This window comes from Malaciobacter canalis, assembly GCF_008000835.1.
GTDB lineage: Bacteria > Campylobacterota > Campylobacteria > Campylobacterales > Arcobacteraceae > Malaciobacter > Malaciobacter canalis.
Window position 1 is genome coordinate 423343 of sequence record NZ_CP042812.1, and the last position, 24102, is coordinate 447444.

Here is a 24102-nt window from a genome sequence, read left to right on the forward strand (position 1 = left end):
TCTAAATATAATTTTATGAAGTTATAGCATTTTCAAGTAAACTTTTAGTAACCTTTTGATTATTTATTTAAAAAATATCTAATTGAAGCAAAAGCATAGGGCTTTGCATTTGTTATTTTTTCTATATGTTTTTTGTCAGTTATTCCACCTAATGCAATTATATCAATATCTTCAAATATTTTTACTGCCTCTTTTAGTTTATGAACACCTTTTGCTTCTCCCTTATTTTCAACTTCAAAAATTGGAGAGTATGTTACACAATTAGCATGTAGTTTTTGGGCTTTTTCAATATCATTGTAACTATGACATGAAATAATTGTAAATAAATCATTATCTTTAGCTTTTTTTATATCACAAAACTGTTGTGAAGTTAAATGAACACCTGTTGCGTTAAGTTTTTTTGCTAAATCAATATCCTTATTAATAAGTATTGTCTCTACATTAAACTCTTTGCAAACTTTTACAAAAACTTTCGCTAACTCTTCAATATTTGAAGACTCTTTGTCTCTAAAGCAAGCCATATCAACTTTATGGTTTTTAAAAGATATAGTTAGATTTTTTCTAAATAGTATTGGATTATTTGAATAATATTTAGGATCAGTTATTAAATAGTGCTTCAATTTTTTCTCTTGTTTTCTTTAATTTTACTATATTTAGTATTTAAGTATTGTAAAGAGTAAAATAGATTCTACTTTACTCTTTTTTAGCCTATTTTAATTTTGCTTTTTTAGCTTCTTGAACAATAATTTGTGAGATTTTATTTGTATCATCAGAGATTGTAGTTGCTTTTCTTGCAACAGTTGCATTTGTTTGTGTAATCTTATCTAAGTCATTTACTGCATGATTGATTTGTTCAAGACCATTTAATTGCTCATTTGAAGTATTTGTTACTTGAGAGATAATTTGTGTAGTTTCTTGAATATTTTCTCTTAATTTTTCATATCCATTAATCATTTGCTTAGTTATCTCTTTACCCTCACTTGCTTTAATAGCTGCATTTTCTACAATATGCTTAATTTGACTTGCTGCTTCTGCACTTCTATTTGCAAGGTTTCTAACCTCTTGTGCAACAACTGCAAACCCTTTACCAGCTTCACCAGCAGTTGCAGCCTCTACTGCTGCATTTAAACTTAAGATATTTGTTTGAAATGCTATTTGATCTATGATTGTTATTGCTTCTGCTATTGATTGTGTTTGTTCGTTTATTTCATCCATTGATAAAGCAGTATTTGAAGCATGTTTTTCACCTGTTGCAACTTCATTTGATAAAGTTTGTGAATTAGCTTTCATCTTTTGCATTGATTGTTGAGAGTTTTTCATAGTTGATGTTAACTCTTCTAAACTTGCAGCTGTCTCTTCTAGACTTGCTGCTTGTTCATTTGAACTATTACTTAAACTAGAAATAATATCATTTAATTCTTTTGCACTATTTTGTAAATCTTCTCCATTTTTAAGATTTTGTTTAAGCATATTTGTTGCAGATTGACCTAATATATTACTATTTTCATAAAGCTTTTTAATATCAGCTTCCACAGCTTTAGTATCTAAGCTTTTTGTATAATCATAATCAGTATAAGCATTTAGTAAATTTTGTACATTTGATATGTGATGATTTATATTATCAAGCATACTATTTACAACATCTTTTAACTCATTTAGCATTTTATTATTTGAAGATTTACTTATCTTTTTATCCAAATACCCTTTGCTTACGAAGTTTGTAACTTCTACAGTATTCTCAATTAGTTCATTATCAACTTTTATATTCTCTTCTATTTTTGCTACATTTTCATTTATAACTTTAGACATCACACCTATTTCATCACTTGATTTAACCAAAATCTCTTTTGTATCTTTTTTTGTACCATTTAAAAAATCAAAAAAGTCAATTAATCCTGTTTGTAAGTTATGAAGAGGAGTAACTACTAATTTTTTTATTACATATAAAATTACACCTGCAACAACAATAATAGATAAAATACTTAAAATAGCTAAAATAATTGTAAACTCTTTACTCTCTTGTAAAAAATCATCTTTTGTTGTACCAATTACTACTTTCCAGCCTCTATCTTCATAATCTTTAAAAATTGTTATTTTTCTTTGTATTTCATTTGTTTTAGGATTTGTCCAATCATATTCAAGCATTCCCTCATTATGCTTAAACATGTTTTTTATATTTTCATCACTATTAGCTTCTAAAATATTTTTACCCTCTTTAGTAGGATGCAATATAAATTTACCTTTAGTTTTCTTTTTTGTACTTACAATATAAAGATATCCATTTTCACCAATCTTTGTTTTTTTAAGTCTTTTTTTAAAATCAGTAAAACTTTTAGTATAGTTATACCCAACATATAATATACCAATAACTTCTCCATTTTTAATAATAGGATTATACACAGCCATATAATCATTTCCAAAAAGATGAGCTGTACCAAAATATTTTTTACCACTCATAATAATATCATATGCAGGTGATTTTTCACCTAGAAATGTACCAAGTGTTCTGCTTCCATCAGGTCTTTTTAGTGAAGTTGTAACCCTAACAAAATCATTACCCATTTTTGCAAATACAGTTGCTGTTGAGCCTTTAAGTTTTGTATAGTAATCAACATAATCAAAATTATTGTTTAATGTTATGCCATTGTTTGTGATAAGTGGAGTATCTACTCCATTTACTTTTACAGTTTTTGATGGATCAATTTGAATATTTGAGAACTGGGAATCAAAAGCAGAATATAAGCTATCAGCTGTATTTTTTAATAAATCATCATACACAAGTAGTGTTTCTGTTATTTGATGAAGCCTTTCTTTTAGTTGAGCATTAACTTTATCTGAAATGATATTTTTAGTGTAAGCTGCACTAAATACATTTAAACTTATAAGTAATATTGATAAAACAAGAGCTAAAAGTATAGTTGTTTTTGAAACAATATTTAGGTTATTTAATTTTTTTAACATGGCATATTCTCCTAAAAAAGTAAAGAGAAGTTTACCTTAAAATTATTGATAGCTTAATTAATTAATGTAGAATTGAAAATAAATAATAAAAAAAGGGAAGAGAAAAGTATTTACTTTTTCTTCCCTTTTTAAGCTTTTGTGTAGTTAAAGACTAGTGGTCTTCTTCTTCCATCATAATTGAACCTGCGATATACACATAAGTTAAAATCATGAAAATAAATGCTTGTAAGAAACCAAAAGCAGCTAACATAAAGAAACCAGCTAAAGGAACAATCCAAGGTACTAACATTAATAATACCATTAAGAACATATCATCACCTCTAATTGAACCAAAAAGTCTGAATGACAATGAAACAATTCTTGATAAGTGTGAGATAATCTCAATAGGGAACATCAATGGAGCTAATACAGGCATAGGTCCCATAAAATGCTTAAAATAGTTAACAAAACCATTTTTCTTAATACCTAAATAGTTATAGTAAACAAAAACAATTAACGCTAAAGATAGTGTAAAGTTAATATTTGCAGTTGGTGATTCAAATCCTGGAATAACACCCATCATATTACTTATAAAAATCACTAAACCTAAAGAACCAATAAGTGGCATATAGATTCTTGCGTTTTTTTCTCCCATTGTATCAGCACCCATTGCAATGATGCCTCCAATGTATGCTTCCATAACATTTTGTGAACCCGTTGGAACTAATTGCATTTTTCTAGTTGCTGCTCTAGCAATTAAGAAAATAATTCCTACTGCTAGAATAAAATGCGATAAAATAATCCACTCTTGACCATGCCCACCAATAGCACCCAAGAATGTAAATAATCTTCCTTCCATTTTCTTCCTTTTTCTATTTTTCTTTTGTTGTTTTGCACAATATGTCGTGTATTATATGATTTGTTTTCTAAAATCTATATAAATAATAAAGAACAAATCTTAGATTTGTTTAAATCTGTAACCATTTTCCTTTAATTTATCTTTTATTTCTTTTTGGTGATCCTCACCTTTTGTTTCAAGAGCAATTGTTACCAATGCTTCTCCAAACTCTAGTTTTATCGAATCTCTATCATAATCTATTTGAACAATATTAGCAGAGCAATCTTGGAAAATTTGTGATAGATGTGTTAATGCACCTGGCTTGTCCCTTAAAGTAACAACTAGATTTAATTTTCTATAAGATTTAACTAAACCTTTTTCAATAATTTGAGAAAGCATTGTAACATCAATATTTCCACCACTTACAATTGCACATACTTTAGAATCATCCATTTCAATTTTATCATGCATAATTGCAGCTGTGGCAGCTGCACCAGCTCCCTCAACTACAAGTTTATGCTTTTCAAGTAAAAACAAAATTGCATTTGCAATTTCTGTATCACTTACTTCAACAATATGATCAACATAATCAATAATAATATCTAAAAGTTTAGGATTTACATTTTTAACTGCAATTCCATCAGCAATAGTTCTAACAGATGCTGAATCAATTGGCATATGTGATTTATATGACTCTTTCATACCTCTTGCACCACTTGCAACTACACCTATAATTTTTATATCAGGATTGATGCTTTTAGAAGCTATTGCAATACCTGCAATAAGTCCGCCTCCACCAATTGGTACAACTATTTGTTTTAAATCAGGTACTTTTTGTAATATTTCTAAAGCTATTGTACCTTGTCCTGCTATTACATCATCATCTGCAAATGGATGAATAAATTCGCACTGCTTTTCTTCTTTAAATTCCATGGCAGCAGCATACGCTTCATCAAAATTTTCTCCATGCAAAACAACATTTGCACCAAAAGATTTAACACCACTTACTTTTGTCAATGGAGTTGCTTCTGGCATAAATATTGTTGCATCACAATTAAACTTCATAGCTGCATATGCTAATCCTTGTGCATGATTTCCTGCACTTGCTGCTACTACACCTTTTGCTCTTTTCTCTTCAGGCAAATTTGCAATTCTATTATATGCTCCTCTTAGTTTAAAACTTCCTGTTAATTGTAAGTTCTCTTTTTTTAAATAAATTTCACTATTAAAAATTTCACTTAAAATAGGAGCTTTAGTTAAAGGAGTGCATTGTGCTACATTTTCTAGATTTTTCTTTGCTTCATTTATATGGTCTATTGTAATCATTCTTTTTACTTTAATTGAAATTTTTGCAAATAGTATCAAAATTTACTTTTTATGTGAATTAAAAATTTGTTTATATTGTCTATAATAAGTTTTATGGTAACATTACAAAAAAATTAAAGGTTATAATTGAAGTTTACTTATGTAACACTGTTTCCAAACTTGATTGAACCATATTTTTATGACTCTATTTTAAAAAGAGCAGTTGAATCAAAACTTTTAAGTTATGAGTTTTATAATCCTCGTGATTTCACAAAAAATAAACATAATAAAGTTGACAAGCAAATGGTTGGTGGAGGAGCAGGAATGCTTATGACACCACAACCACTTTTTGATTGTCTTGATGAAATAAAAAGAAAAAATAAAGACGCATATATTATTTTTCCTTTAGCTGCTGCTAAGCCTTTTAGACAAAACGATGCAAAAAGATTAGCAAAGAAAAAAAATATTGTTTTTGTAAGTGGAAGATATGAGGGAATTGATGAAAGAGTTTGTGAAAAGTATGCAAATGAAGTTTTTTCTATAGGAGAGTTTGTATTAACAGGTGGAGAATTACCATCATTGGTCATGAGTGATGCAATTTCAAGAAATTTAGATAATGTCCTTGGAAATGCCCAATCTTTAGACTATGAAAGCTATGAAGACAATCTTTTAGAAGCACCTTCATTTACAAAACCTGAAATTTTCCAAAATTTAAGTGTTGTTAAAGAATTCTTAAAGGGAAATCATAGTAAAATTTCCGACTTAAAATTCCAGATGTCAATTTGTAAAACAAAATATTATAGACCCAATAAGGAAAAGAGATGAAAAATAGATATATTGCTAGCTTTGAAGCAGCTCAAGTAGAGTCAAAAGAGATTCCTCAATTTAGAGCAGGAGATAATGTAAGACTTGGTGTTGAAATTAAAGAAGGTGAGAAAAAGAGAGTTCAAACTTACGAAGGTGTTGTAATTGCTAGACATGGTGAAGGTCCATCAGCTACATTTACAGTAAGAAAAATTGGAGCTAACTCTGTTGGTGTTGAAAGAATTTTCCCACTATATTCAGAGTCAATTAAAACTTTTGAAGTAACAAGAAGAGGTAGAGTAAGAAGAGCTAAACTTCACTACTTAAGAGGATTAAAAGGTAAAGCTGCAAGAATTAAAGAGCTTAAAAAGTAATCTAACTAAGGCACGTCCTTAGTTTTACTTTATGAACAGAAAAAAAACTTTAGTTCATAGTGCACTTCTTTGTGAGTGCCAAACCTTAATTAACTACTTTAAACTTAAACAAGATAAATCTTGTAGTGCATTTAAACTTTATCATAACCATCAAATTGTCATTATCGTATCTGGAATAGGAAAAGAAAACACAATAAATGCGCTTAATTTTGTTTTTGAGAAATTTGAAATCAGTAAAGCTATAAATATAGGAATTGCTGGTTGCAAAGATAAGAATATCAAAATTGGAACACTATTTTGTACAAATCAAAAACTTCAAGATATTTCAACTACTACATTAACTACAGTTGAAAAACCACTTAATGATATAAATAAACTAAAAACTACATTAGTTGATATGGAAGCATCTTATTTTGAAGAAGTTTGTAATAAGTATTGTGACAATATACTTATATTAAAAGTCGTATCAGATTATCTTGATATAAATATCCCTAAAAAATCATTTATTATAAAAATAATACAAGAAAGTTTTACACAATGGAAAAGTCTATTATGAGTTATGTTGAAAAATTTAATACAAATATAGAGAAAACAAATTATAAAAATCTAGATGATAAAACAAAAGAGTTTATAAAAAATATTGCTTTAAAGTATCAATTTTCTTTTCAGGAATTAAAACAGTTAATCGATTTTTCAATTGATTTTAAAATGTGGCACGAAGCTGAAATTTATAAGATCTTTAAAGATGAGTATGCAAATAAAAAACAAGCTTTTAATCACATAAGAAAAACATGGGAAGATTTAAGATCAAAAGCAAACTCATATGAAAAGTTTTCAAAAGATTTATATAAAGACGATATTAGAAAATTTAGTTTTACAAAATTTGAAAGTAATAAAGCAGCTCTTGGTTCTTGCCCTGTTGCAAGTGCTAATACAAGATGTTGCAATCTTTTAACATTAGATGCAGTTCAATCTTGTGGTTTTGACTGTTCTTATTGTTCTATTCAATCATTTTATAATCAAGATAAAATAGGTTTTGATAAAAACTTTAAAGAGAATTTAGCAAACTTAAAACTTGATCCAAATGAAACATATCATATTGGAACTGGTCAGAGTTCTGATTCACTTATGTGGGGAAATAAAGAGGGTATTTTGGATGCACTTTTTGATTTTGCAAGAAAAAATCCAAATGTGATACTTGAATTTAAAACTAAATCAAACAATATAAAATACTTTTTAGAAAATGATGTTCCAGCAAATATAATTTGTACATGGTCTTTAAATACTCCTACAATAATAGAGAATGAAGAGCATTTAGCAGCAAGTTTAGAAAAAAGAATAAATGCAGCAAAAAAAGTAAGCCAAAAAGGTGTATTAGTTGGTTTTCACTTTCATCCAATAGTTCATTATGATAATTATTTAAAAGAGTATGAAGAAGTTTACAAAACACTTATTGAAACTTTTGATTCTAAAAAAGTAGCACTTGTATCTTTTGGAACACTAACATTTATAAAACCAGTAATAAATAAAATAAGAAGTAGAAACTTCAAATCAAAAATACTTCAAATGCCAATGAGTGAGGCAAATGGAAAACAGTCTTATCCATTAGAAGTGAAAAGAGAGATGTTTAAACATGCATATGATAGCTTTAAGCCATGGCATAAAGATGTATACTTTTATCTTTGTATGGAAGATGAGACTCTTTGGAAAGATGTTTTTGGATATGAATACTCAAGCAATAATCAAATGGAAGATTTTATGAAGATGAGTTATATGAATAAAATCAAACAAAATTCTCCTTCTCATAAATTTAAGTTAAATAATAAAAGTCTGGGTTTTTAGACTTTTATTAATTTTTAAAAACGATATTTTTAACCCTAAGCTAATAATAAAAACTTATAATTAACCAAGATTTTGCTAATATTTGCTTTTAAAATTAAAAGAAAAGAGAGTGTTTTGTTAGAACCTATTGTAAATTATGTTGTTGAAACTGTTGGTTCATTGGGATATTTGGGTATATTTATAATGATGTTTTTAGAAAGTTCATTTTTCCCTTTTCCAAGTGAAGTTGTGATGATTCCTGCTGGTTATTTAGTATATAAAGGTGAAATGAATATCTTTGTAGCTATTTTTGCAGGAATTGCTGGAAGTTTAGCAGGGGCCTTATTTAACTACTTTTTAGCAGTAAAATATGGAAGAGCATTTTTGATTAGATATGGGAAGTACTTTTTTATAAGTGAACAAACTATTCAAAAAGTCGAAGATTTTTTTAAAGAGCATGGACACATATCAACTTTTAGTGGAAGATTAATTCCAGCAATTAGACAATATATCTCTTTTCCAGCAGGTTTAGCAAAAATGAACCTATTAACATTTAGTTTTTATACAACATTAGGTGCAGGTATTTGGGTTATAATACTTGTATATTTAGGCTATTTTATTGGTGGTAATGAAGCTTTAATTAAAGAGTATTTACACTATATAATAGTATCAATTTTAGTTTTATTAGCTATTTTAATCTATTTTTATATAAAGAAAAGAAAATGCAAGCAATAGTTACAGGTTATAGCTCAGGTATTGGAAAAGCAATAAGTGAAATACTTGAAGAGAACTCTTACAAAGTCATAAAATTAAAAAGTAGATTAGATGATACAAAAGCTTTGGAAAAAGAAGTAAGACAAGTACTAAAAAAAGATGATTTAAATGTACTTATAAATTGTGCAGGACTTGGTATTTTTAAACCCCATGAAGAGATAAGTATTGATAAAATTCAAGAATTAATAGGTGTAAATTTAACAGCACCCATCATACTTAGTAATTTATGTCTTAGAAGTCTAAAGAAAACAAAAGGACATATTATAAATATCTCTTCAATTGAAGCTTTAAGACACTCTAAATTTTCAGCTTTATACACAGCAACAAAAGCAGGACTTAGAAACTTTTCACTTGCACTTTTTGAAGAACTTAGGCGTGCTGATGTAAAAGTAACAAATATAAATCCTGATTTAACAAAAACAAATTTTTTTGATGAGTTTAATTTTGAACCAAGTGATAATAAAAATGCTTATCTTGATCCAAATGATATTGCAAAAGCAGTTTTAGAAGTATTGCAATTTTCAGGAGTTATTTCTGAATTAACAATTAGACCTCAAAGACTTGAAATAAAGAAAAAATAAAATCATCAAAAAGATGATTTAAATAATTGGTCTATTATATCTTATAAAATAAAGTGATGGTAAAGCAAGTCCAAAACTAATAGCTCCTAAAATCGATATAGCTTTTAATCCATCTTCAATAAATAAAGCAATATGTTCAGGTGTCACCCCATGAGAATTCATCTCAACTAATGTAATAATTGTATTAAAAGCGTATGTTCCAGGTATCAATGGAATAATTGCAGCAACTGTATAAATAGGTCTTGGAACTATATATTTTCTTGACCAATAAACAGCAAGAGTTCCAAATAAAAGTGTTGCTAGGAATGTAGATATTTCTATATATATACCTAAATCTAAAAAAATAGTTCTTAAAGTATATACAATTGCCCCACCTAAAGCACAAAATTTCAATGCAAATTTTGGAACATTAAAAACCATTGCAAAACCAACTGCTGGTATTGCTGCAAATATTGCATCTAAAATATATTTTATTATAATATTTTCCATTTTACCAACCTTTTATATCTAAAACAGCCATAGCAAAGATAATTCCCATGCTTGTTGCAAGTGTAAGAAGTGTTGCTTGCATCCATCGTCCCCAACCCATACTCAAATATCCTTTTACAGCATCTAAAAATGAATTAATAAAAGGAAATCCAGGAACCAATAATAAAACACTTGCTGATAGAGCAATACTTACAGTTGAGCTTACATAACTTGATAAACTAGCAATTAATGTTGCAAAAAATGCTGTTGTTGCAAAAGAAATAATTAAAATAAATTTTCTTTTTGCAAGTTCTTGTCTTATAAACATAGCAATACTTGAAGCAAAAAAAGTTATAATAAATGCTCCCAAATCTGCACCTCTTAAATATGCAAAGGAAGCACATGAAAGTCCAATCATAACTATTACAAGCCATCTATTATAGTAGTTTGCTTGTATTTGTTTTAATAATAAAATAGTCTTTTTGGCATCTGTTTTATGTTTTTCTAAATCAATACATAATTTTTGAACATCATACACAATAGACATATTTATAGGTTTATGATGAGCTTGTCTTGTAGTTGTTACTGATTGATTGTTTTTTGTTAATGTAGTTAATACAATAGCAGAAGGAATAAGTGATATTTCAACAGATTTTACACCAAAAGCTTTTCCCATTCTTTTTGTTGTTTGTTCTATAAGTTTACTTTCTGCACCATATTCAAGCATTAAAACAGCTGCTCTTATTATTGCTTGAGTTATTTTTGTTTGATATTCATAAGTTAATTCATGTGTATTGTTCATTTTTGTATTTTAGCATTTTTAACAAAAAAGAAAGAAATAAAAATGTTTAAATTAGATACAATTTTGATATAATTTGAAAAAATTAAAGTAATAAATATGAATTATCTTTTAAGAAATTGGAATAAAATATTATTAGTTGTATTTACACTAATTGCTTTGGTAGTTGCACTTAGCTTAAGTGTTGATGAAAGTGCAAAAAAGTTAGTAGATGAATCTTTTAAGCAAGCAATTATTGTATTTGGTAGTGCTAAAGCCTTAAATGCAGTAATTTCATTGGCACAAGGAACAGAGCTTAATCTTCCTTTTGTCGTAGTTGCTATTGGAGAAGTACTTGACCCAATAAATGATTTAGTAGAACAATTCTCTCTTGTAATGCTTGCTAGTTTAGTCTCTCTTGGCATTCAAAAAATAGTTTTAGGATTTGTAACAAATGAAGTATATAACTATACTTTACTTATTGTTATACTTATATTTAATATTTGGCTATTTAAAAGATTTAATAAAGATGAAAAATTAAGAGATATATTTTTTAAAGTAGTTTTTGTTTTATTGTTTTTAAGATTTGCAATTCCTAGTATTAGCTATATAAATGATATATCTTATAACTATTTTGTAAAACCAAAATATAATATTGAAATACTAAATGAAAATATTATAAAAGTTAAAGATGAAGTTAGTAAAGTAAATCAAAATACTATAAAACATAAACAAGAAAACTCTTTTTTTGATAAAATTAAAGAAAAATTTGATTCAAGTTATTATGAAAAAAAAGTAGATGAATATAAAAATGCAGCAGATAAATCAAGTGATTATATAGTTGATTTGATAATTGTATTTATTTTTCAAACTATATTTTTGCCAATTGTTTTTTTGATTATTCTATATTGGTTTATAAAATCTATTTTTAGTATAAAAAAGGCATAAAATGATAATTGATTGGGAAAAAAGTTTTGCAGCAATATATAGAGCAAAAACAGATAGCTTAAAACCTGTAAAATATTTAGATGATACGACATTTGATGATTTAGTTGGAATAGAGAATCAAAAACAACAAATTATTGAAAATACAACTAGATTTTTAAAAGGCTTACCCTCAAATAATGTTTTACTTTGGGGTGCTAGAGGAACTGGTAAATCTTCAATTATAAAAGCTTTATTAAACAAATATAAGAATAAAGATTTAAGAGTTATAGAAATTAGTAGAGATGATTTGGATGAGTTAGTATATATTTCCGATGCAATTAGAGAAGAGCCTTACAAGTTTATAATATTTTGTGATGATTTATCTTTTGAGGGCACAGAAAAAGCATATAAAGGTTTAAAACCTATTTTAGAAGGTTCTATTGAAGCTCCTGCTTCAAATATAAAGATATATGCCACATCAAATAGAAGACATATAGTAGCTGAATATCAAGGTGATAATGAGGGTACAAAAGTATCTAATAATGGAGAGATTCATTATAGTGATAGTGTAGAAGAAAAAATATCTTTAAGTGATAGATTTGGACTTAGTATAGGTTTTTATAATGGAACACAACAAGATTACTTAAAAGTAATTAATAACTATTTTAAAGATTACAAAGGTGATATAAACGAGCTTCATAAAAAAGCATTACAATTTGCACAAAGTAGGGCAAGTAAAAGCCCTAGAACTGCAAAACAGTTCTATAATAGTTTTGTTCAACCTAAATAATCTCTTGTGGTTTACCTATATAATATCCTTGCAAATAATCAACTTTTAAATTTGTAAGAATATTATAAATCTCTTTATTATGGACTTTTTCTGCAACTAATTTAATTTCTAACTCTTTTGCGAAGCTTATGATACTTTTTACGATTTTTAAAGCTTGTTTATCTATATGAATATTTTCAATTAATGAACTATCAATTTTTAAGTAATCAATATCTAATTTTATGATATACGCAAAATTTGAATACCCAGAACCAAAATCATCAATAGCAATTTGAACATTATATTTTTTTAATTTTTTTATAAACTCATTTATAATCTCAAAGTGATTTAACTCTTCGCTTTCAAGCAATTCAATAGTTAATCTTTCGTTGATATTGTATTTTTTTATCATTTCAAATAAATAAGAAGTTGTTTTTTCATTTTTAATATCATCCATTGATAAGTTAATAGAAAAACTTAAGTCTTTTTTATCTTTAAAATATTCAAAACTTTTTTTTATCATAGCTTCTGTTATTTTAGGATATTGTTTACTGCTTTTTGAAATCTCTAAAAATTTATCAGGAGTTATTATTTCATCATCTTTTATTATCCTAGCTAAAGCTTCATATTTATCAATCTTTTTTGTTTTTGTATTTTCTAAAGCTTGATAAAAAGGAGTTAATTGGTCTTTTTCTAATGCTTCTTTTAAAATAGAAGTTAATTTAATATGATTTTTATATTCATCTTTTAGAGTCAATTCATTATTGAAAACTTCTATATTTCTTTTCTCTTTTTTAGCAGTTCTAACTGCTAAAATTGCTTTTTCTAAGCTTCTTGATTTTGAATCTTTAGCAAGTCCTATTGTTGCTTGAATATTTATATCTATATCGTTGTATTTAAATACTTTTTTACTTATAGTTTTTATAAGGTCTTCACAAAAATTTATGCTAACTGAATCATTAGATAAAATTGCAAATTCATCACTATGAAGCCTATAAACACTACCTGTTTTTTTAGAACTCTTTACAAGTAGTCTTGCAACTTCATTCATAATAAAATCACCTACTTTAACCCCATAAAAACTATTTATTGTTTTAAATGAATCAAGTGATACAACAATTAAACTATGATTATTATAAAGTTTTATATCTTCTTGAAGTTTAGCTAGATTTGGTATTTTTGTAAGTGAATCTGTGTATAAATTAGTTAATAATTGATTGTAATAATATGTAATAGTATCAAGTAATTTATTAAATCTATTTTGCAAAGAGTATATCTCTGCTGTTTTAGTTTTTATATGAGCTCTTTTTGTAAAGCTTGTATCTTTTGAAACTTTTTTTATCTCTTCTGTAAAATTGACAACAGGTTCAATGATTTTTTTATTAATGATTTTATAAAAGATATAAAAATACAAGAATATAAAAAATATGAAAAATATTAGAAAATAATAAATCATCATATCAAGAGATATTTTTATCTCATTTGGAGGATATTTTATATCTAATACTCCATTTACATCTCCAACTTTTGAATTATAATGGCAAGTTATACATTCTTTAGATACTTTTATTGGGTATAAATATCTAATACTTCCATTATCTTCTACTACAAACTGTTTTTCTCCTTCCATGGCTTTTTTGATAAGTAAATCACTATTTACTTTTTTTTTATCTTCTTTTATAACACCCATTATCTTTTCTACATCTTTACTTCTATATGAGTTTACTTCAAGATTGTGTCTAATATGCTCCATTCTATTTAGAATTTTTACTAAATCCTTTTTTGCCCAACCCTCTTGCATTCTTACATACATTGTTTCAAAAATAAGTTCACTTGTTTTTTTTGCATCATCCTCTGCTAAAGTTGTAAGTGCTGCTCTTTTAATATATATAGTAGATAAAAATAAAGAAATAATACTAAAAAGTAAAATTATTATTAAAATTCTAAATATTAGAGTTTTGTTAGTGATTAAATTATTTTTCATTATGATCCCCAATAAGTAAATTACTTATAAGATTATATATTATTTAAACTATATAGTAATTTAAAATTACAATTTAACTACTTTTTAAATATTAACCAATTTTTAGATACAATATATACTTAAATAAAGGAAAAAATTGAAAGATTTAACAACATTTTATACGAATAAAAATATACTATTTAAAGATATAAATGAAATAATACCAAAACAATTAGCTAGTAGAAAAAAAATAAAAATTTATACAGCCACAGATATAAAATCAGCATATTATGCAATTTTTATAGTTGATTCAAAAAGTAGATTTATTAGAAAAAATGCAAATGATTTATTAGAGCTTTTTGAGAAATTAAAAGAGTTTAAAGAGCATAATTTTAAACATAAAGAGTTATTAATAAGTTCACCACTTTGTTCAAAAGCAAAGAAATATTTACAAGATAATGGTTGGAGAGTAAGAGTTGATTTTATGTGATATAGGAAATACTACTTTTCATTTTTTAATAAATGGAAAAGAGAAAAAGTATTTTTTAAATGAAAAGTTACCAAGTTTTAATCAAAGAGTATATTATATATCTGTAAATGATAGTGGTACAAAAAATTTAAAATCTTCAAATGATGATGTTATTGATTTGGAAAACTATTTAGAGTTTAAAACAAAGTATAAAGGTATGGGAGTTGATAGAAAAATTGCATGTATTGCAAATAAAGAATCAATAATAGTAGATGCAGGAAGTGCAATAACTGTTGATATTATGAAAAAAGGCAAACATAAAGGTGGTTTTATTCTTCCTGGATTTAAAGCTATTAAAGATTTGTATCCAAATACTTCTCATAAATTACAGTTTGATTTTAATCCAAAGGTAAATTTAGATAAAATCCCACTTTGTACACAAGATGCGATATCATACGCAATCTTAAAATCAATCATACAACCAATAAAAAATATTAGAAACAAACAACAAATCATTTTTACAGGTGGAGATGGAGAATTTTTAAGTAAATATTTTAAAAATAGTATCTATAAAAAAGATTTGATTTTTGAAAATATGAAAAGGATAATTGATGCTAACAATTGCATTGCCTAAAGGAAGAATTGCACAAGAAACTTTAGAAAAGTTTGAAAAAGCTTTTGATGACAAGTTTATATTTGAAGATAGAAAGTTAATACTAGAAAAAGGTAATTTTAGATTTTTAAATGTTAGAAATCAAGATGTACCTACTTATGTTATGCATGGAGCTGCTGATTTAGGTGTAGTAGGGCTTGATGTTTTAGAAGAGAAAGAGTATGACTTAATAAAACTATTAAATTTAAATCTTGGAAAATGCAAGGTTGCTTTTGGATTAAGGAAAGGTGAAGAGTTAGATTTTTCAAAAAGTGAAATTAAAGTCGCAACTAAGCATGAAAAAATTGCAAAGAAATATTTTGAACAAAAAGCAATGGCAGTTGAAATTATTAAACTATATGGTTCAATCGAACTTGCACCTATTGTAGGACTTAGTGATTGTATAGTTGATATCGTAGAAACAGGAACTACAATGAAACAAAATGGATTAGAAGTAGGGCCTACTATTATGGAAAGTAGCGCACATTTAATTGCAAATAAAAATGCATTTTATGCAAAAAAACAAGCTATTTTAGAATTAAAACAAAGATTAGAAAAAGTATTATAATGGGATTAGATTTATACTCAAAAGTTGAACAATATTTAGATTTTGAAGATGAGATTTATTTACTTCACAAAGAGTTTATGACTTTTGTGATGGTGAATGAACTTGATAATATAATTGATATTGGATGTGGACAAGGATATTTTCTTGAAAACCTAAAAATCAATGGGAAAAAAGCATTTGGTATTGATTTAAGTAGTGAACAAATAAAAGTTTGTAAACAAAGAGAAGTTGATGCTAAGTGTATAGCACTTGATAAAATAAAAGAAAAATTTGATTGTGCAACTGCAATTTTTGATGTAGTTAATTATATTCCTAGCAATCACTTAAAACAGTTCTTTAAAGATACATATGAAGTTTTAAATGATGGTGGATATTATATGTTTGATGTAAATTCACTATTTGGATTCAATGATGTTGCAGATGGAAGTTTGAATATAAATAAAGAGAATAAATTTATAGCAATTGATGCAGTTTTTGATGAAGATGAACTAAATACAAATATTATTCTTTTTGAACAAAAACAGAATAATTTATATGAAAAACAAGAAGATTTAATAACTCAATATTACCATGATATACCTAGTTTAAAAAAACTTTTAAAAGAAGTTGGCTTTAGTGTAGAATCAATTAGTGATTTTAACCTTCATGGTTTTGATGAAGCAGATAAACATATTTTTATTTGTAAAAAATAGATACTTATTTTAAATCAATGATAAATTTAAAAGGTTTATATACTATTTTATAAACTTTTTAAAGGTCATTATGATGAACTACCCAAACTTTTTTGATGAAATAGAATCAATTACTTTAGAAGATAAACTCTCAAACTTTTTAGGCGCATTTGAAGATGGAATTATTGAATTTAATTACTTAGATGCAGTAAAAATTGCAGGTCATTCATGTCCTACTGTTTTAGGTGCATATTTGATGTGTAGCGAGGGCTTAAAAACTCTATATAAATTAACCTTACCAAAAAGAGGAGAGATTAAAGTAGAGTTTAAAAATGCTTCAACTGAAGGAACAACAGGAGTTATTGCAAATGTAATTAGTGCAATAACAGCAGCTACAACAAATACAGGATTTAAAGGAATTTCAGGAAACTTTGATAGAAGAAATTTACTTTTTTTTGAACAAGATATAAATTCAAGTGTAAAATTTACAAGATTAGATACAAATGAAAGTGTTGATGTTTATTATGATTGTAGTAGTATAACTTTTGAACCTATGGTGTCAGAATTGATGAAAAAAATAGTTCAAAAAAAAGCAAGTGATGAAGAGAAAAAACTCTTTAGTAAGCTTTGGCAAGAAAGAGTTGAAAAAATTTCTAAAAATATAGAAGAAGTGATAAGAATAGTTTAAAATAAAAGGCATTTGCCTTTTATTTTATATTTTAAGTCCTATAAGTTCTCTTACTTGTTCCATCTTTGCTTGGGCAATTTTTCTTGCTTTATTTGCTCCAAATGCTAAGATATCTCTTACTTCATCTTTATTATTTAAGTAGTACTCTCTTTTTTCTAAATAAGGTTCAAAATGCTCATTTATTTTATCTAAAAGTGTTAATTTAAAATGCCCATAACCTTCACCTGGAGTTTCATATCTTTTTTGTAAATCTTTTAATTCATCTTCATTCATAAAAAGCTCGCAAAGTTTATAAATATTACAATTTTGCCATTCTTTAGCTTCATCAAGCTCTTTTGAATCTGTAACAATCCCCATTACTTGTTTTTTAACTTTTTTCTTACTTCCAAACATATCAATAGTATTTCCATATGATTTAGACATTTTAGCTCCATCAGTTCCTGGAACTGTTGCAACTATTTCATCTACTTTTGCAGATGGAAGTGTAAAGATTTCTGTATTATAAGCATGATTAAAAGAGTTTGCAATATCTCTTGTCATCTCAACATGCTGAATTTGATCTTTTCCTACTGGCACAATATCTACATCATAAAGTAAAATATCAGCAGCCATTAAAACAGGATATGAAAATAATCCATGATTTGCTTGTATTCCACGCGCAGTTTTATCTTTGTATGAGTGTGCTCTTTCTAAAAGTCCCATTGAAGTGTGATTTGATAATATCCAGTATAATTCAAGTACTTCTTTTACATCATGTTGTACCCAAAATGTAGATTTTTCTGGGTTCATTCCTAAAGCTAAAAAGTTAACAGTTGCTTCAAATATATTATTTTCTAAAGCTTCTTTGTCTTTTACAGATGTTAAAGCATGATATGATGCTAAAAAAGCAAATAGTTCACCATCATTTTGCGACTCTATCATCTTTTTTATCATACCAAAATAGTTACCAATATGTATTGTACCTGATGGTTGAATTCCTGATAATATTCTCAAAATTATAATCCTTCAAATTTTTTTTGAGATTATATCTAATTTAGGCTAAAATAGAAACTTCAACAAACAAAAAGAAAAGAGTGGAAAGTGCAAGAGTATATAAAATCAAAATTAGATAATTTTTACCAAATCATAGAGTATCATCAAGGTATTTTAGGAATAAATGACACACTTGGAAATAATGAGTATTTAAGTATAAAAGATAAGATTTTTAACATTTTGAATCTATTTTCTGTAATGGATCCACAATTTGAAACAAAATTGATGAAAAAATTTTTAAATGATACCGTTTGTTTGATTGAGCACTTTTATAATATTGATATGAAATACAATGCTAAACAAATCTATGATGAATATGATAATAAAGATGAAATAACTTTTGAAGAGTTTGAAAAAGAGTTTAAAAAAGTGTTAAAAGATGAAAAATTGCGAGCTGTAAAAGTGATGAATACTAAGCTTTATTATCTTGATTTATATATTTGGAATGAAGCTATGAGATCACAAATTCTTACTAAATTTATTAAAAACTTTACAACTTCAAATGTCTTTGGAACAAGAGACTTTTTAAGACACACAAATAAAAATTTTAACTCTATTTGTCAATTTAAAATTAATTCAACTTGCAAACCTTTAGAAGTTGAATACTCTAAAAATGAAATTGGTGAGTTAAAATCTTTAGAACCAAAAGAAGAAATAGAGTGTGAAGATATTGTTCAAAAGTTAGTAGATTCCAAAAAGAATATACGCTTTTTTAAAGATATGAGAGATGAAGATATTAAGCATATAGTTAAAGATGTTAAGTTTATTAGATATAAACCCCATGAAGTAATTATAAGCTTGTATGATGAGGGCGATGATATATTTTTTATTGTAGAGGGAAGTTGTAGGGCAATTATAGGTGCAAATATAGTTGGTGAAATTAAACAAAATCAAATTTTTGGAGAGTTTGCTCCCATTACAAAAGAGAAAAGAAGTGCAACAGTAAGAGCAAATACAAAAGTAAAGGTAATAAGTTTTAAACTTGCACTTGAATTATATGAAGAAGACCCTTATGTTTTTACACAACTTTATAAAAATGTAATAGGTGAATTAGTACAAAAAATAAATGCAAAGAATTTAAATAAGCTTTAATCTAGTCTTTATTCTTTGCTCTAACATATTTATATGCATGATTAAATTGTAATACTCACCCATAAATGATAAAGGAACCCTAGTCTCTTTTGATATCTCATCTTGTAAATCTTGAAGTTTTTCAAGTTGTGTTTGTAGTTGCTCTTTATTTAAATATCCAATCTCTATTTCTACACTTTTTACTTCATCATACCATTTATATATTTTTGAACGCATGCTCCATTGATAAAGTGGTAATACACCTTTAAATAAAGGGAAAAGTAAAGTAAGCAAAGGAATAATAAAAATCTTTAATCTATCTATATTTGCAGCTATCCAATATGGAAAAATCTTCTCTAACCAAGTATCTCCATTTTCAAAATATATCTTTGCTTCTTCATGAAGCTCTAATTTCATATTTTTCAAGTTTGGAAACTCACCTTGTTTTGCAAATAAATCTTTTTGTTTATGTACTTCTTTTACTTTTTTTAGTAAAATTCTTATTAATTCTTGTGAAAAATCACTTCTAACAACAAGGTTTGCAGTAGTTGCAAGTAGATTGATATTTTCATCTGGCAAATTTCTATATAAATCTAATGTTCCCTCATAAAGAGTAAGTGATTCTAAATATGAGTATTTTCTACTATAAGCTTTTGCTCTTTTAAAATTTAAAACATTAATATCAGGATTTGCAAGTAAGCTTTTTACTACTTGTGAATTATGTGATGTAACTGCAAACATTGCATCAATTTTTCCATCTAAAAGAAGTTGTTTTGCTTTAGAACTTGAATAGTTTGAAATAGTTGAATTCTCATTTGATAGACCATTGTCTTTTAATATTTTAGAAGCTAAATCATAAGTGCCACTTCCAATCTCTCCTATACTTATATTTTTTGTAATAAGTTGAATAATATAATCAATCTTATAACCTTCATTTTTATAAAATACCCATAAAGGTTCATAATAAACTGATGCAATTGATTTTATACTATCTGTATCTTTTGTAGTAATTGTGCCATTTTGAATAAATGCAATATCAGCTTTATTTTCATTTAAAAGCTTTATATTATCAATAGAGCCTTTTGAAGTTAAAATATTTACTTTAACTTTTTCTTTTTCAAGTAGCTTTTTGTAAAGCATGGCTGTTTCATAATAACTTCCATTTTTTGAACCTGTTGCTATTGTAATCTCTTTTTTTGGAGCTGGTTTTACAAACTTTGAAGTTATATAAAAAGAGGCAATAATCAATAATAAAATTGGTATAGAAATTGTAAAAAATTTATTTTTCATGATTATTGCCTTTATTTATTAATAAGCTTTATTTAATTTTGCCTCAATTTTTCTTTGAAAGAATGTAAATGTAACTACAATTACCCAATATACAATTGCAACTGCTAAAAATGATTCAAAGTATTTATAACTACTTGAAGCTTCAATTTGTGCCTTTGCCATAATCTCTGGAACTCCTAAAGTAAAAGCAAGTGATGTACTTTTAATCATGTCAATAAAGTTATTCATCAAGCTAGGAATAGCAACTCTAATAGCTTGTGGTAAAACTATATGAGAAAAAGTTTGTGTTCTTGTCATTCCAAGTGAGTTTGCTGCTTCAAACTGTCCTTTATCAATAGAAGAGATAGCTCCTCTAATTGATTCAGCCATATAAGCTGAAAAGTGCAGGGCTAAACCAGCAATAGAAGCTGTATAAGCATCTAAGTTTGAAAATATAGGAAGAATTTGAGGAAGACCAAAATATAATAAATAAAGTTGTACCAATAAAGGAGTTCCTCTAAAAAAAGAGATATATAAATCACAAAGTTGTGTAAGTATTTTTATTTTATATGTTGTAATAACAGCAATTAAAACAGCAATTATTAAAGCTATGGCAGCAGAAATAACTGCCATAGAGATAGTAATATCTATATATTTAAAAAGTATTGGGAAAATCCCTAGGGTATAATCTATATCAAATGTGCTCATTATTTCTCTGTAATATTAGAATCAAACCATTTTACTGAAATCTTTTTTAATGTACCATCTTGTTTTAATTCTTTTATAGCTTTATTTACTTTTTCAACTAAAGCTTTATTCTTTTCATTTTTAACAAAAGGAAAAGAGTTTGTTAATACTTCAAGTGGTTCACCTACTATTTTTAAAGGTAAGTTTGCTTTTTTGATTAGTTCTACTGCTGAGATTCTATCTTGAACAAAGGCAGCAATTCTTTTAAGTTTTACATCTTGTTCAAAACCATTTCCCTCATAAGTGATTAGTTCAACTTCATTGTTCGTATCTAAACTTCTTACAATTTGTGCATAGTTTGTACCTAATGTAACACCAACTTTTTTACCTTTTAAATCTTCAAATGATTTAATTTCATTATTATCTTTATGTACAATAATTTGTGCTCCATCATAAACATAAGGAGTTGGGAAGTAATATTTTTCTAATCTTTTTGGTGTTGTTGTAATTTGATTTGAAATTGTATCAATTTTACCTGTTTCAAGCATTCCAAAAAGTCCAGAAAATTTTGCTGTTTTAAACTCAATTTTTGCATCAAGTTTCTCTCCAATTGCATTCCAAACATCTATTTCAAAACCTTGAAGTTTATCATCTTTGTAAAAAGTAAATGGAAAATATCCACCTGAAGTTCCAACTTTTATAACTTCCTTTTCTTTTGATGTATTAGAAGAATTGTCATCACTACATCCAATAAATAGCAAAGCAAATATTGTAATAAAAGCTAATGTTATTTTTTTCATAAATATCCTTTATATTATTTTTGTGAAATTTTACATTATTTTTGTTAATTGTTACTTACTTTTAAAGTTTATATAAATTTTATTAAATATTTGTAGAAACTTAAGAAGAGTATATCTTCTTAAGTTTTAAAGAATAGTATTTTCAAGTAGTATTTTAAAGCCTATGATTATAAGAACAATTCCACCAAGAATCTCCGCTTTACTTTCATATTTTGCAGTTCCTTTTGAGCCAATCATAACCCCAATAAAACTAAAAATAAATGTTGTAATACCTATAATTAGCAAAGAAAGATAAACATTTAAATCAAATAAATGAAGTGTAAAACCAGCTGCCATTGCATCTATACTAGTTGCAACCGCTAAAGTTAATAAAACTTTAGTTGAAACCTTTGCTATATCCTCTTCTGTATTTTCTCCAAAAGCTTCATATATCATCTTTCCACCAATAATTAAAAGAAGGAAAAACGCAAGCCAATAATCAAAACCACCAATAATATCTTTTAATCCAACTCCACCAAAATATCCAATAAAGGGCATTAAAGCTTGAAAAAAACCAAAAAATAAACCAGCTTTAATAGCTAAAGTTTTTAAATTCTCATTACTTTTTATACCCAATCCAATAGATACTGCAAAAGCATCCATACTTAATGCAATTGCTAATATTATTATTTCTAGCATCTAATAGCTTCCTTTTTTTTATATGAAAGTGAAATTATAGTCAAAACTAAAAAAGTAGTCGCTGAAAAAATAAATGGAATCTCTGGTTTTATTTGATAAAGCATTGTACTTAATAGTGGTCCTATTATTATTCCCAAACCTTGTGCTGCTGATACTGTACCTGCTGCAACTCCTTGTTCATGTTCTTGTACACTATTTGCTGTTATTGCTAAAAATGCTGGCATTAACATACCTAATCCAACTGTTCCTATACTAAATGCAATAGTTAGCTCAATTTGTGTTGTAATAATACTAACTAAGAAGTATCCAACTGCACAAAGTATTGAACCTAAAACTAACCAAGTATGTGAAGAGATATTTTTTAATTTTGAAACTACAATTTGAGTTAAAATAAAAACAACTCCTATAATTGCTAAAATATAACCAGTACTTTTTGCAGTTTGAACTTGTGTTAAATGAAATTTATCAAGTATATAAAAACCTAAACAAACTTGTGAGGTTACAATACTGTACATAGTAAAAAATGATGCAATCATAGGAAGTCTTAATCTTTTATCCAAAAAGTGTATAGCTTTCTCTTTAGTTTTTTCTCTTTTTTTACTTGGTTCTAAACTAAAATATATAATAACTACTGCAATTAAAGGTAAAATAGCAGCTACATATAAAGGTGTAGTTAATCCATAAACTGCTAAGGCTCCACCAATGATTGGTCCTATAATCATTCCAACTCCATTTGCTGCTCCTAAACTTGCCATATACGAAGTTCTTTTATTTGCTCTTACTTTATCAGCAATTAATGCATTTGAAACAGGAGGAATTGCAGAATAAAATACTCCAATCATGAGCCTTGCAAAAACCAATGCAATCAATGAAATGATAATTGAGGGTGGATTTATTATTGCATAGTTTATATATCCTGCTAAAAATAAGTAAGATAGAAAAAAACCAAATATTGAAAAAATCAAAATAGTTTTTCTTCCATAATAATCACTTTTTTTACCCCAAAACCTTGAAAGCAAAACCCATGCAACACCTGCTAGTGCAACCATAAGTCCAGCATGCCATTCTTGTAAATTTAACTCTCTTATAATTGGTCCAACAACTGCTAAAAAAGCCATCATTGAAGACACACATAAAATATTAATAGCCATTAAAGGCTTTATTTCTTTCATTTT

The 24102-nt window shown here is 26.7% G+C and carries 27 protein-coding genes; 14 read left to right on the top strand and 13 right to left on the bottom strand.

Features of this window, described 5'->3' with window-relative positions:
* Positions 1-59: 59 nt before the first annotated feature.
* The 4 genes from ACAN_RS02130 to ilvA all read right to left on the bottom strand — a co-directional run bounded on the left by ACAN_RS02130 (position 60) and on the right by ilvA (position 5104).
* Positions 60-620 (bottom strand): thiamine phosphate synthase, encoded by a 561-nt coding sequence (locus ACAN_RS02130; protein ID WP_099333789.1) that lies wholly within the window; start codon positions 618-620, stop codon positions 60-62.
* An 88-nt stretch (positions 621-708) separates the two neighbouring features.
* Complete coding sequence (locus tag ACAN_RS02135; RefSeq protein ID WP_099333790.1) at positions 709-2961, bottom strand: methyl-accepting chemotaxis protein; 2253 nt, start codon at positions 2959-2961, stop codon at positions 709-711.
* A gap of 151 nt (positions 2962-3112) precedes the next feature.
* A complete protein-coding gene (locus tag ACAN_RS02140; protein ID WP_099333791.1) occupies positions 3113-3799 on the bottom strand; it encodes a F0F1 ATP synthase subunit A in 687 nt (228 codons plus the stop codon).
* Between the two features lie 99 nt (positions 3800-3898).
* On the bottom strand, positions 3899-5104 hold the full coding sequence (gene ilvA, locus ACAN_RS02145; RefSeq protein ID WP_099333917.1) for a threonine ammonia-lyase: 1206 nt from the start codon (positions 5102-5104) through the stop codon (positions 3899-3901).
* Between the two features lie 126 nt (positions 5105-5230).
* Between ilvA and trmD the strand changes: the two genes are divergently transcribed.
* From trmD to ACAN_RS02175, 6 genes are all read left to right on the top strand, one after another.
* Positions 5231-5908 carry a tRNA (guanosine(37)-N1)-methyltransferase TrmD gene (trmD, locus tag ACAN_RS02150; RefSeq protein ID WP_079578258.1) on the top strand — a complete coding sequence of 226 codons (678 nt, stop codon included), beginning with the start codon at positions 5231-5233 and terminating at the stop codon, positions 5906-5908.
* A complete protein-coding gene (rplS, locus tag ACAN_RS02155) occupies positions 5905-6261 on the top strand; it encodes a 50S ribosomal protein L19 (RefSeq protein WP_079578257.1) in 357 nt (118 codons plus the stop codon). Before trmD ends, rplS begins: the two co-directional genes overlap by 4 nt.
* A gap of 31 nt (positions 6262-6292) precedes the next feature.
* Positions 6293-6817 carry a phosphorylase family protein gene (locus tag ACAN_RS02160; protein WP_099333792.1) on the top strand — a complete coding sequence of 175 codons (525 nt, stop codon included), beginning with the start codon at positions 6293-6295 and terminating at the stop codon, positions 6815-6817.
* The gene (locus ACAN_RS02165; RefSeq protein ID WP_099333793.1) at positions 6799-8103 is read left to right on the top strand and encodes an SPL family radical SAM protein; all 1305 of its coding nucleotides are present in this window, start codon (positions 6799-6801) and stop codon (positions 8101-8103) included. Before ACAN_RS02160 ends, ACAN_RS02165 begins: the two co-directional genes overlap by 19 nt.
* Positions 8104-8217: 114 nt before the next feature.
* The gene (locus tag ACAN_RS02170; protein WP_099333794.1) at positions 8218-8817 is read left to right on the top strand and encodes a DedA family protein; all 600 of its coding nucleotides are present in this window, start codon (positions 8218-8220) and stop codon (positions 8815-8817) included.
* A complete protein-coding gene (locus tag ACAN_RS02175; protein WP_099333795.1) occupies positions 8805-9437 on the top strand; it encodes an SDR family oxidoreductase in 633 nt (210 codons plus the stop codon). Before ACAN_RS02170 ends, ACAN_RS02175 begins: the two co-directional genes overlap by 13 nt.
* Before the next feature lie 18 nt (positions 9438-9455).
* Here the strand turns inward: ACAN_RS02175 and ACAN_RS02180 are convergent, their stop codons facing one another.
* Together ACAN_RS02180 and ACAN_RS02185 are read right to left on the bottom strand one after the other, a co-directional pair.
* On the bottom strand, positions 9456-9926 hold the full coding sequence (locus tag ACAN_RS02180; RefSeq protein ID WP_079578253.1) for a threonine/serine exporter family protein: 471 nt from the start codon (positions 9924-9926) through the stop codon (positions 9456-9458).
* Between the two features lies 1 nt (position 9927).
* Positions 9928-10707: a threonine/serine exporter family protein gene (locus ACAN_RS02185; RefSeq protein WP_099333796.1), complete on the bottom strand. Its 780-nt coding sequence runs from the start codon at positions 10705-10707 to the stop codon at positions 9928-9930.
* A 96-nt stretch (positions 10708-10803) separates the two neighbouring features.
* Here ACAN_RS02185 and ACAN_RS02190 point away from each other — a divergent pair, with 96 nt between their 5' ends.
* A complete protein-coding gene (locus ACAN_RS02190; RefSeq protein ID WP_099333797.1) occupies positions 10804-11631 on the top strand; it encodes a hypothetical protein in 828 nt (275 codons plus the stop codon).
* Positions 11632-11635: 4 nt separating this feature from the next.
* Complete coding sequence (locus tag ACAN_RS02195) at positions 11636-12400, top strand: ATP-binding protein (RefSeq protein WP_099333918.1); 765 nt, start codon at positions 11636-11638, stop codon at positions 12398-12400.
* Here the strand turns inward: ACAN_RS02195 and ACAN_RS02200 are convergent.
* Complete coding sequence (locus tag ACAN_RS02200) at positions 12393-14363, bottom strand: EAL domain-containing protein (protein ID WP_099333798.1); 1971 nt, start codon at positions 14361-14363, stop codon at positions 12393-12395. The two genes, ACAN_RS02195 and ACAN_RS02200, sit on opposite strands and share 8 nt — an antisense overlap.
* Positions 14364-14499: 136 nt before the next feature.
* Here ACAN_RS02200 and ACAN_RS02205 point away from each other — a divergent pair, with 136 nt between their 5' ends.
* The 5 genes from ACAN_RS02205 (at position 14500) to ACAN_RS02225 (ending at position 17390) form a co-directional block, all read left to right on the top strand.
* The gene (locus ACAN_RS02205) at positions 14500-14832 is read left to right on the top strand and encodes a hypothetical protein (protein ID WP_099333799.1); all 333 of its coding nucleotides are present in this window, start codon (positions 14500-14502) and stop codon (positions 14830-14832) included.
* Positions 14819-15445: a type III pantothenate kinase gene (locus tag ACAN_RS02210; protein ID WP_099333800.1), complete on the top strand. Its 627-nt coding sequence runs from the start codon at positions 14819-14821 to the stop codon at positions 15443-15445. The genes ACAN_RS02205 and ACAN_RS02210 overlap by 14 nt, the downstream gene beginning before the upstream one ends.
* On the top strand, positions 15423-16031 hold the full coding sequence (gene hisG / locus ACAN_RS02215) for an ATP phosphoribosyltransferase (protein ID WP_079578248.1): 609 nt from the start codon (positions 15423-15425) through the stop codon (positions 16029-16031). The genes ACAN_RS02210 and hisG overlap by 23 nt, the downstream gene beginning before the upstream one ends.
* Complete coding sequence (locus ACAN_RS02220) at positions 16031-16723, top strand: class I SAM-dependent DNA methyltransferase (protein WP_099333801.1); 693 nt, start codon at positions 16031-16033, stop codon at positions 16721-16723. Before hisG ends, ACAN_RS02220 begins: the two co-directional genes overlap by 1 nt.
* 73 nt (positions 16724-16796) lie before the next feature.
* Positions 16797-17390, top strand: a complete 594-nt coding sequence (locus ACAN_RS02225) for an FmdE family protein (protein ID WP_099333802.1) — start codon at positions 16797-16799, stop codon at positions 17388-17390.
* Between the two features lie 24 nt (positions 17391-17414).
* Here the strand turns inward: ACAN_RS02225 and trpS are convergent, their stop codons facing one another.
* A complete protein-coding gene (gene trpS / locus ACAN_RS02230) occupies positions 17415-18383 on the bottom strand; it encodes a tryptophan--tRNA ligase (RefSeq protein ID WP_099333803.1) in 969 nt (322 codons plus the stop codon).
* A gap of 87 nt (positions 18384-18470) precedes the next feature.
* Here trpS and ACAN_RS02235 point away from each other — a divergent pair, with 87 nt between their 5' ends.
* Entirely contained in the window at positions 18471-19514 is a 1044-nt protein-coding gene (locus ACAN_RS02235) for a cyclic nucleotide-binding domain-containing protein (RefSeq protein WP_099333804.1), read from the top strand.
* Here the strand turns inward: ACAN_RS02235 and ACAN_RS02240 are convergent.
* The 5 genes from ACAN_RS02240 to ACAN_RS02260 all read right to left on the bottom strand — a co-directional run bounded on the left by ACAN_RS02240 (position 19500) and on the right by ACAN_RS02260 (position 24099).
* Positions 19500-20783 (bottom strand): TAXI family TRAP transporter solute-binding subunit, encoded by a 1284-nt coding sequence (locus ACAN_RS02240; RefSeq protein ID WP_099333805.1) that lies wholly within the window; start codon positions 20781-20783, stop codon positions 19500-19502. The genes ACAN_RS02235 and ACAN_RS02240 overlap by 15 nt on opposite strands.
* Before the next feature lie 18 nt (positions 20784-20801).
* On the bottom strand, positions 20802-21470 hold the full coding sequence (locus tag ACAN_RS02245; RefSeq protein ID WP_079578242.1) for an amino acid ABC transporter permease: 669 nt from the start codon (positions 21468-21470) through the stop codon (positions 20802-20804).
* Positions 21470-22249, bottom strand: coding sequence for an amino acid ABC transporter substrate-binding protein (locus ACAN_RS02250; protein WP_129587495.1), 780 nt, complete (start codon positions 22247-22249; stop codon positions 21470-21472). Before ACAN_RS02250 ends, ACAN_RS02245 begins: the two co-directional genes overlap by 1 nt.
* A 126-nt stretch (positions 22250-22375) precedes the next feature.
* A complete protein-coding gene (locus ACAN_RS02255; protein WP_099333806.1) occupies positions 22376-22927 on the bottom strand; it encodes a manganese efflux pump MntP in 552 nt (183 codons plus the stop codon).
* A complete protein-coding gene (locus ACAN_RS02260) occupies positions 22921-24099 on the bottom strand; it encodes an MFS transporter (protein WP_099333807.1) in 1179 nt (392 codons plus the stop codon). Before ACAN_RS02260 ends, ACAN_RS02255 begins: the two co-directional genes overlap by 7 nt.
* Positions 24100-24102: the final 3 nt, after the last annotated feature.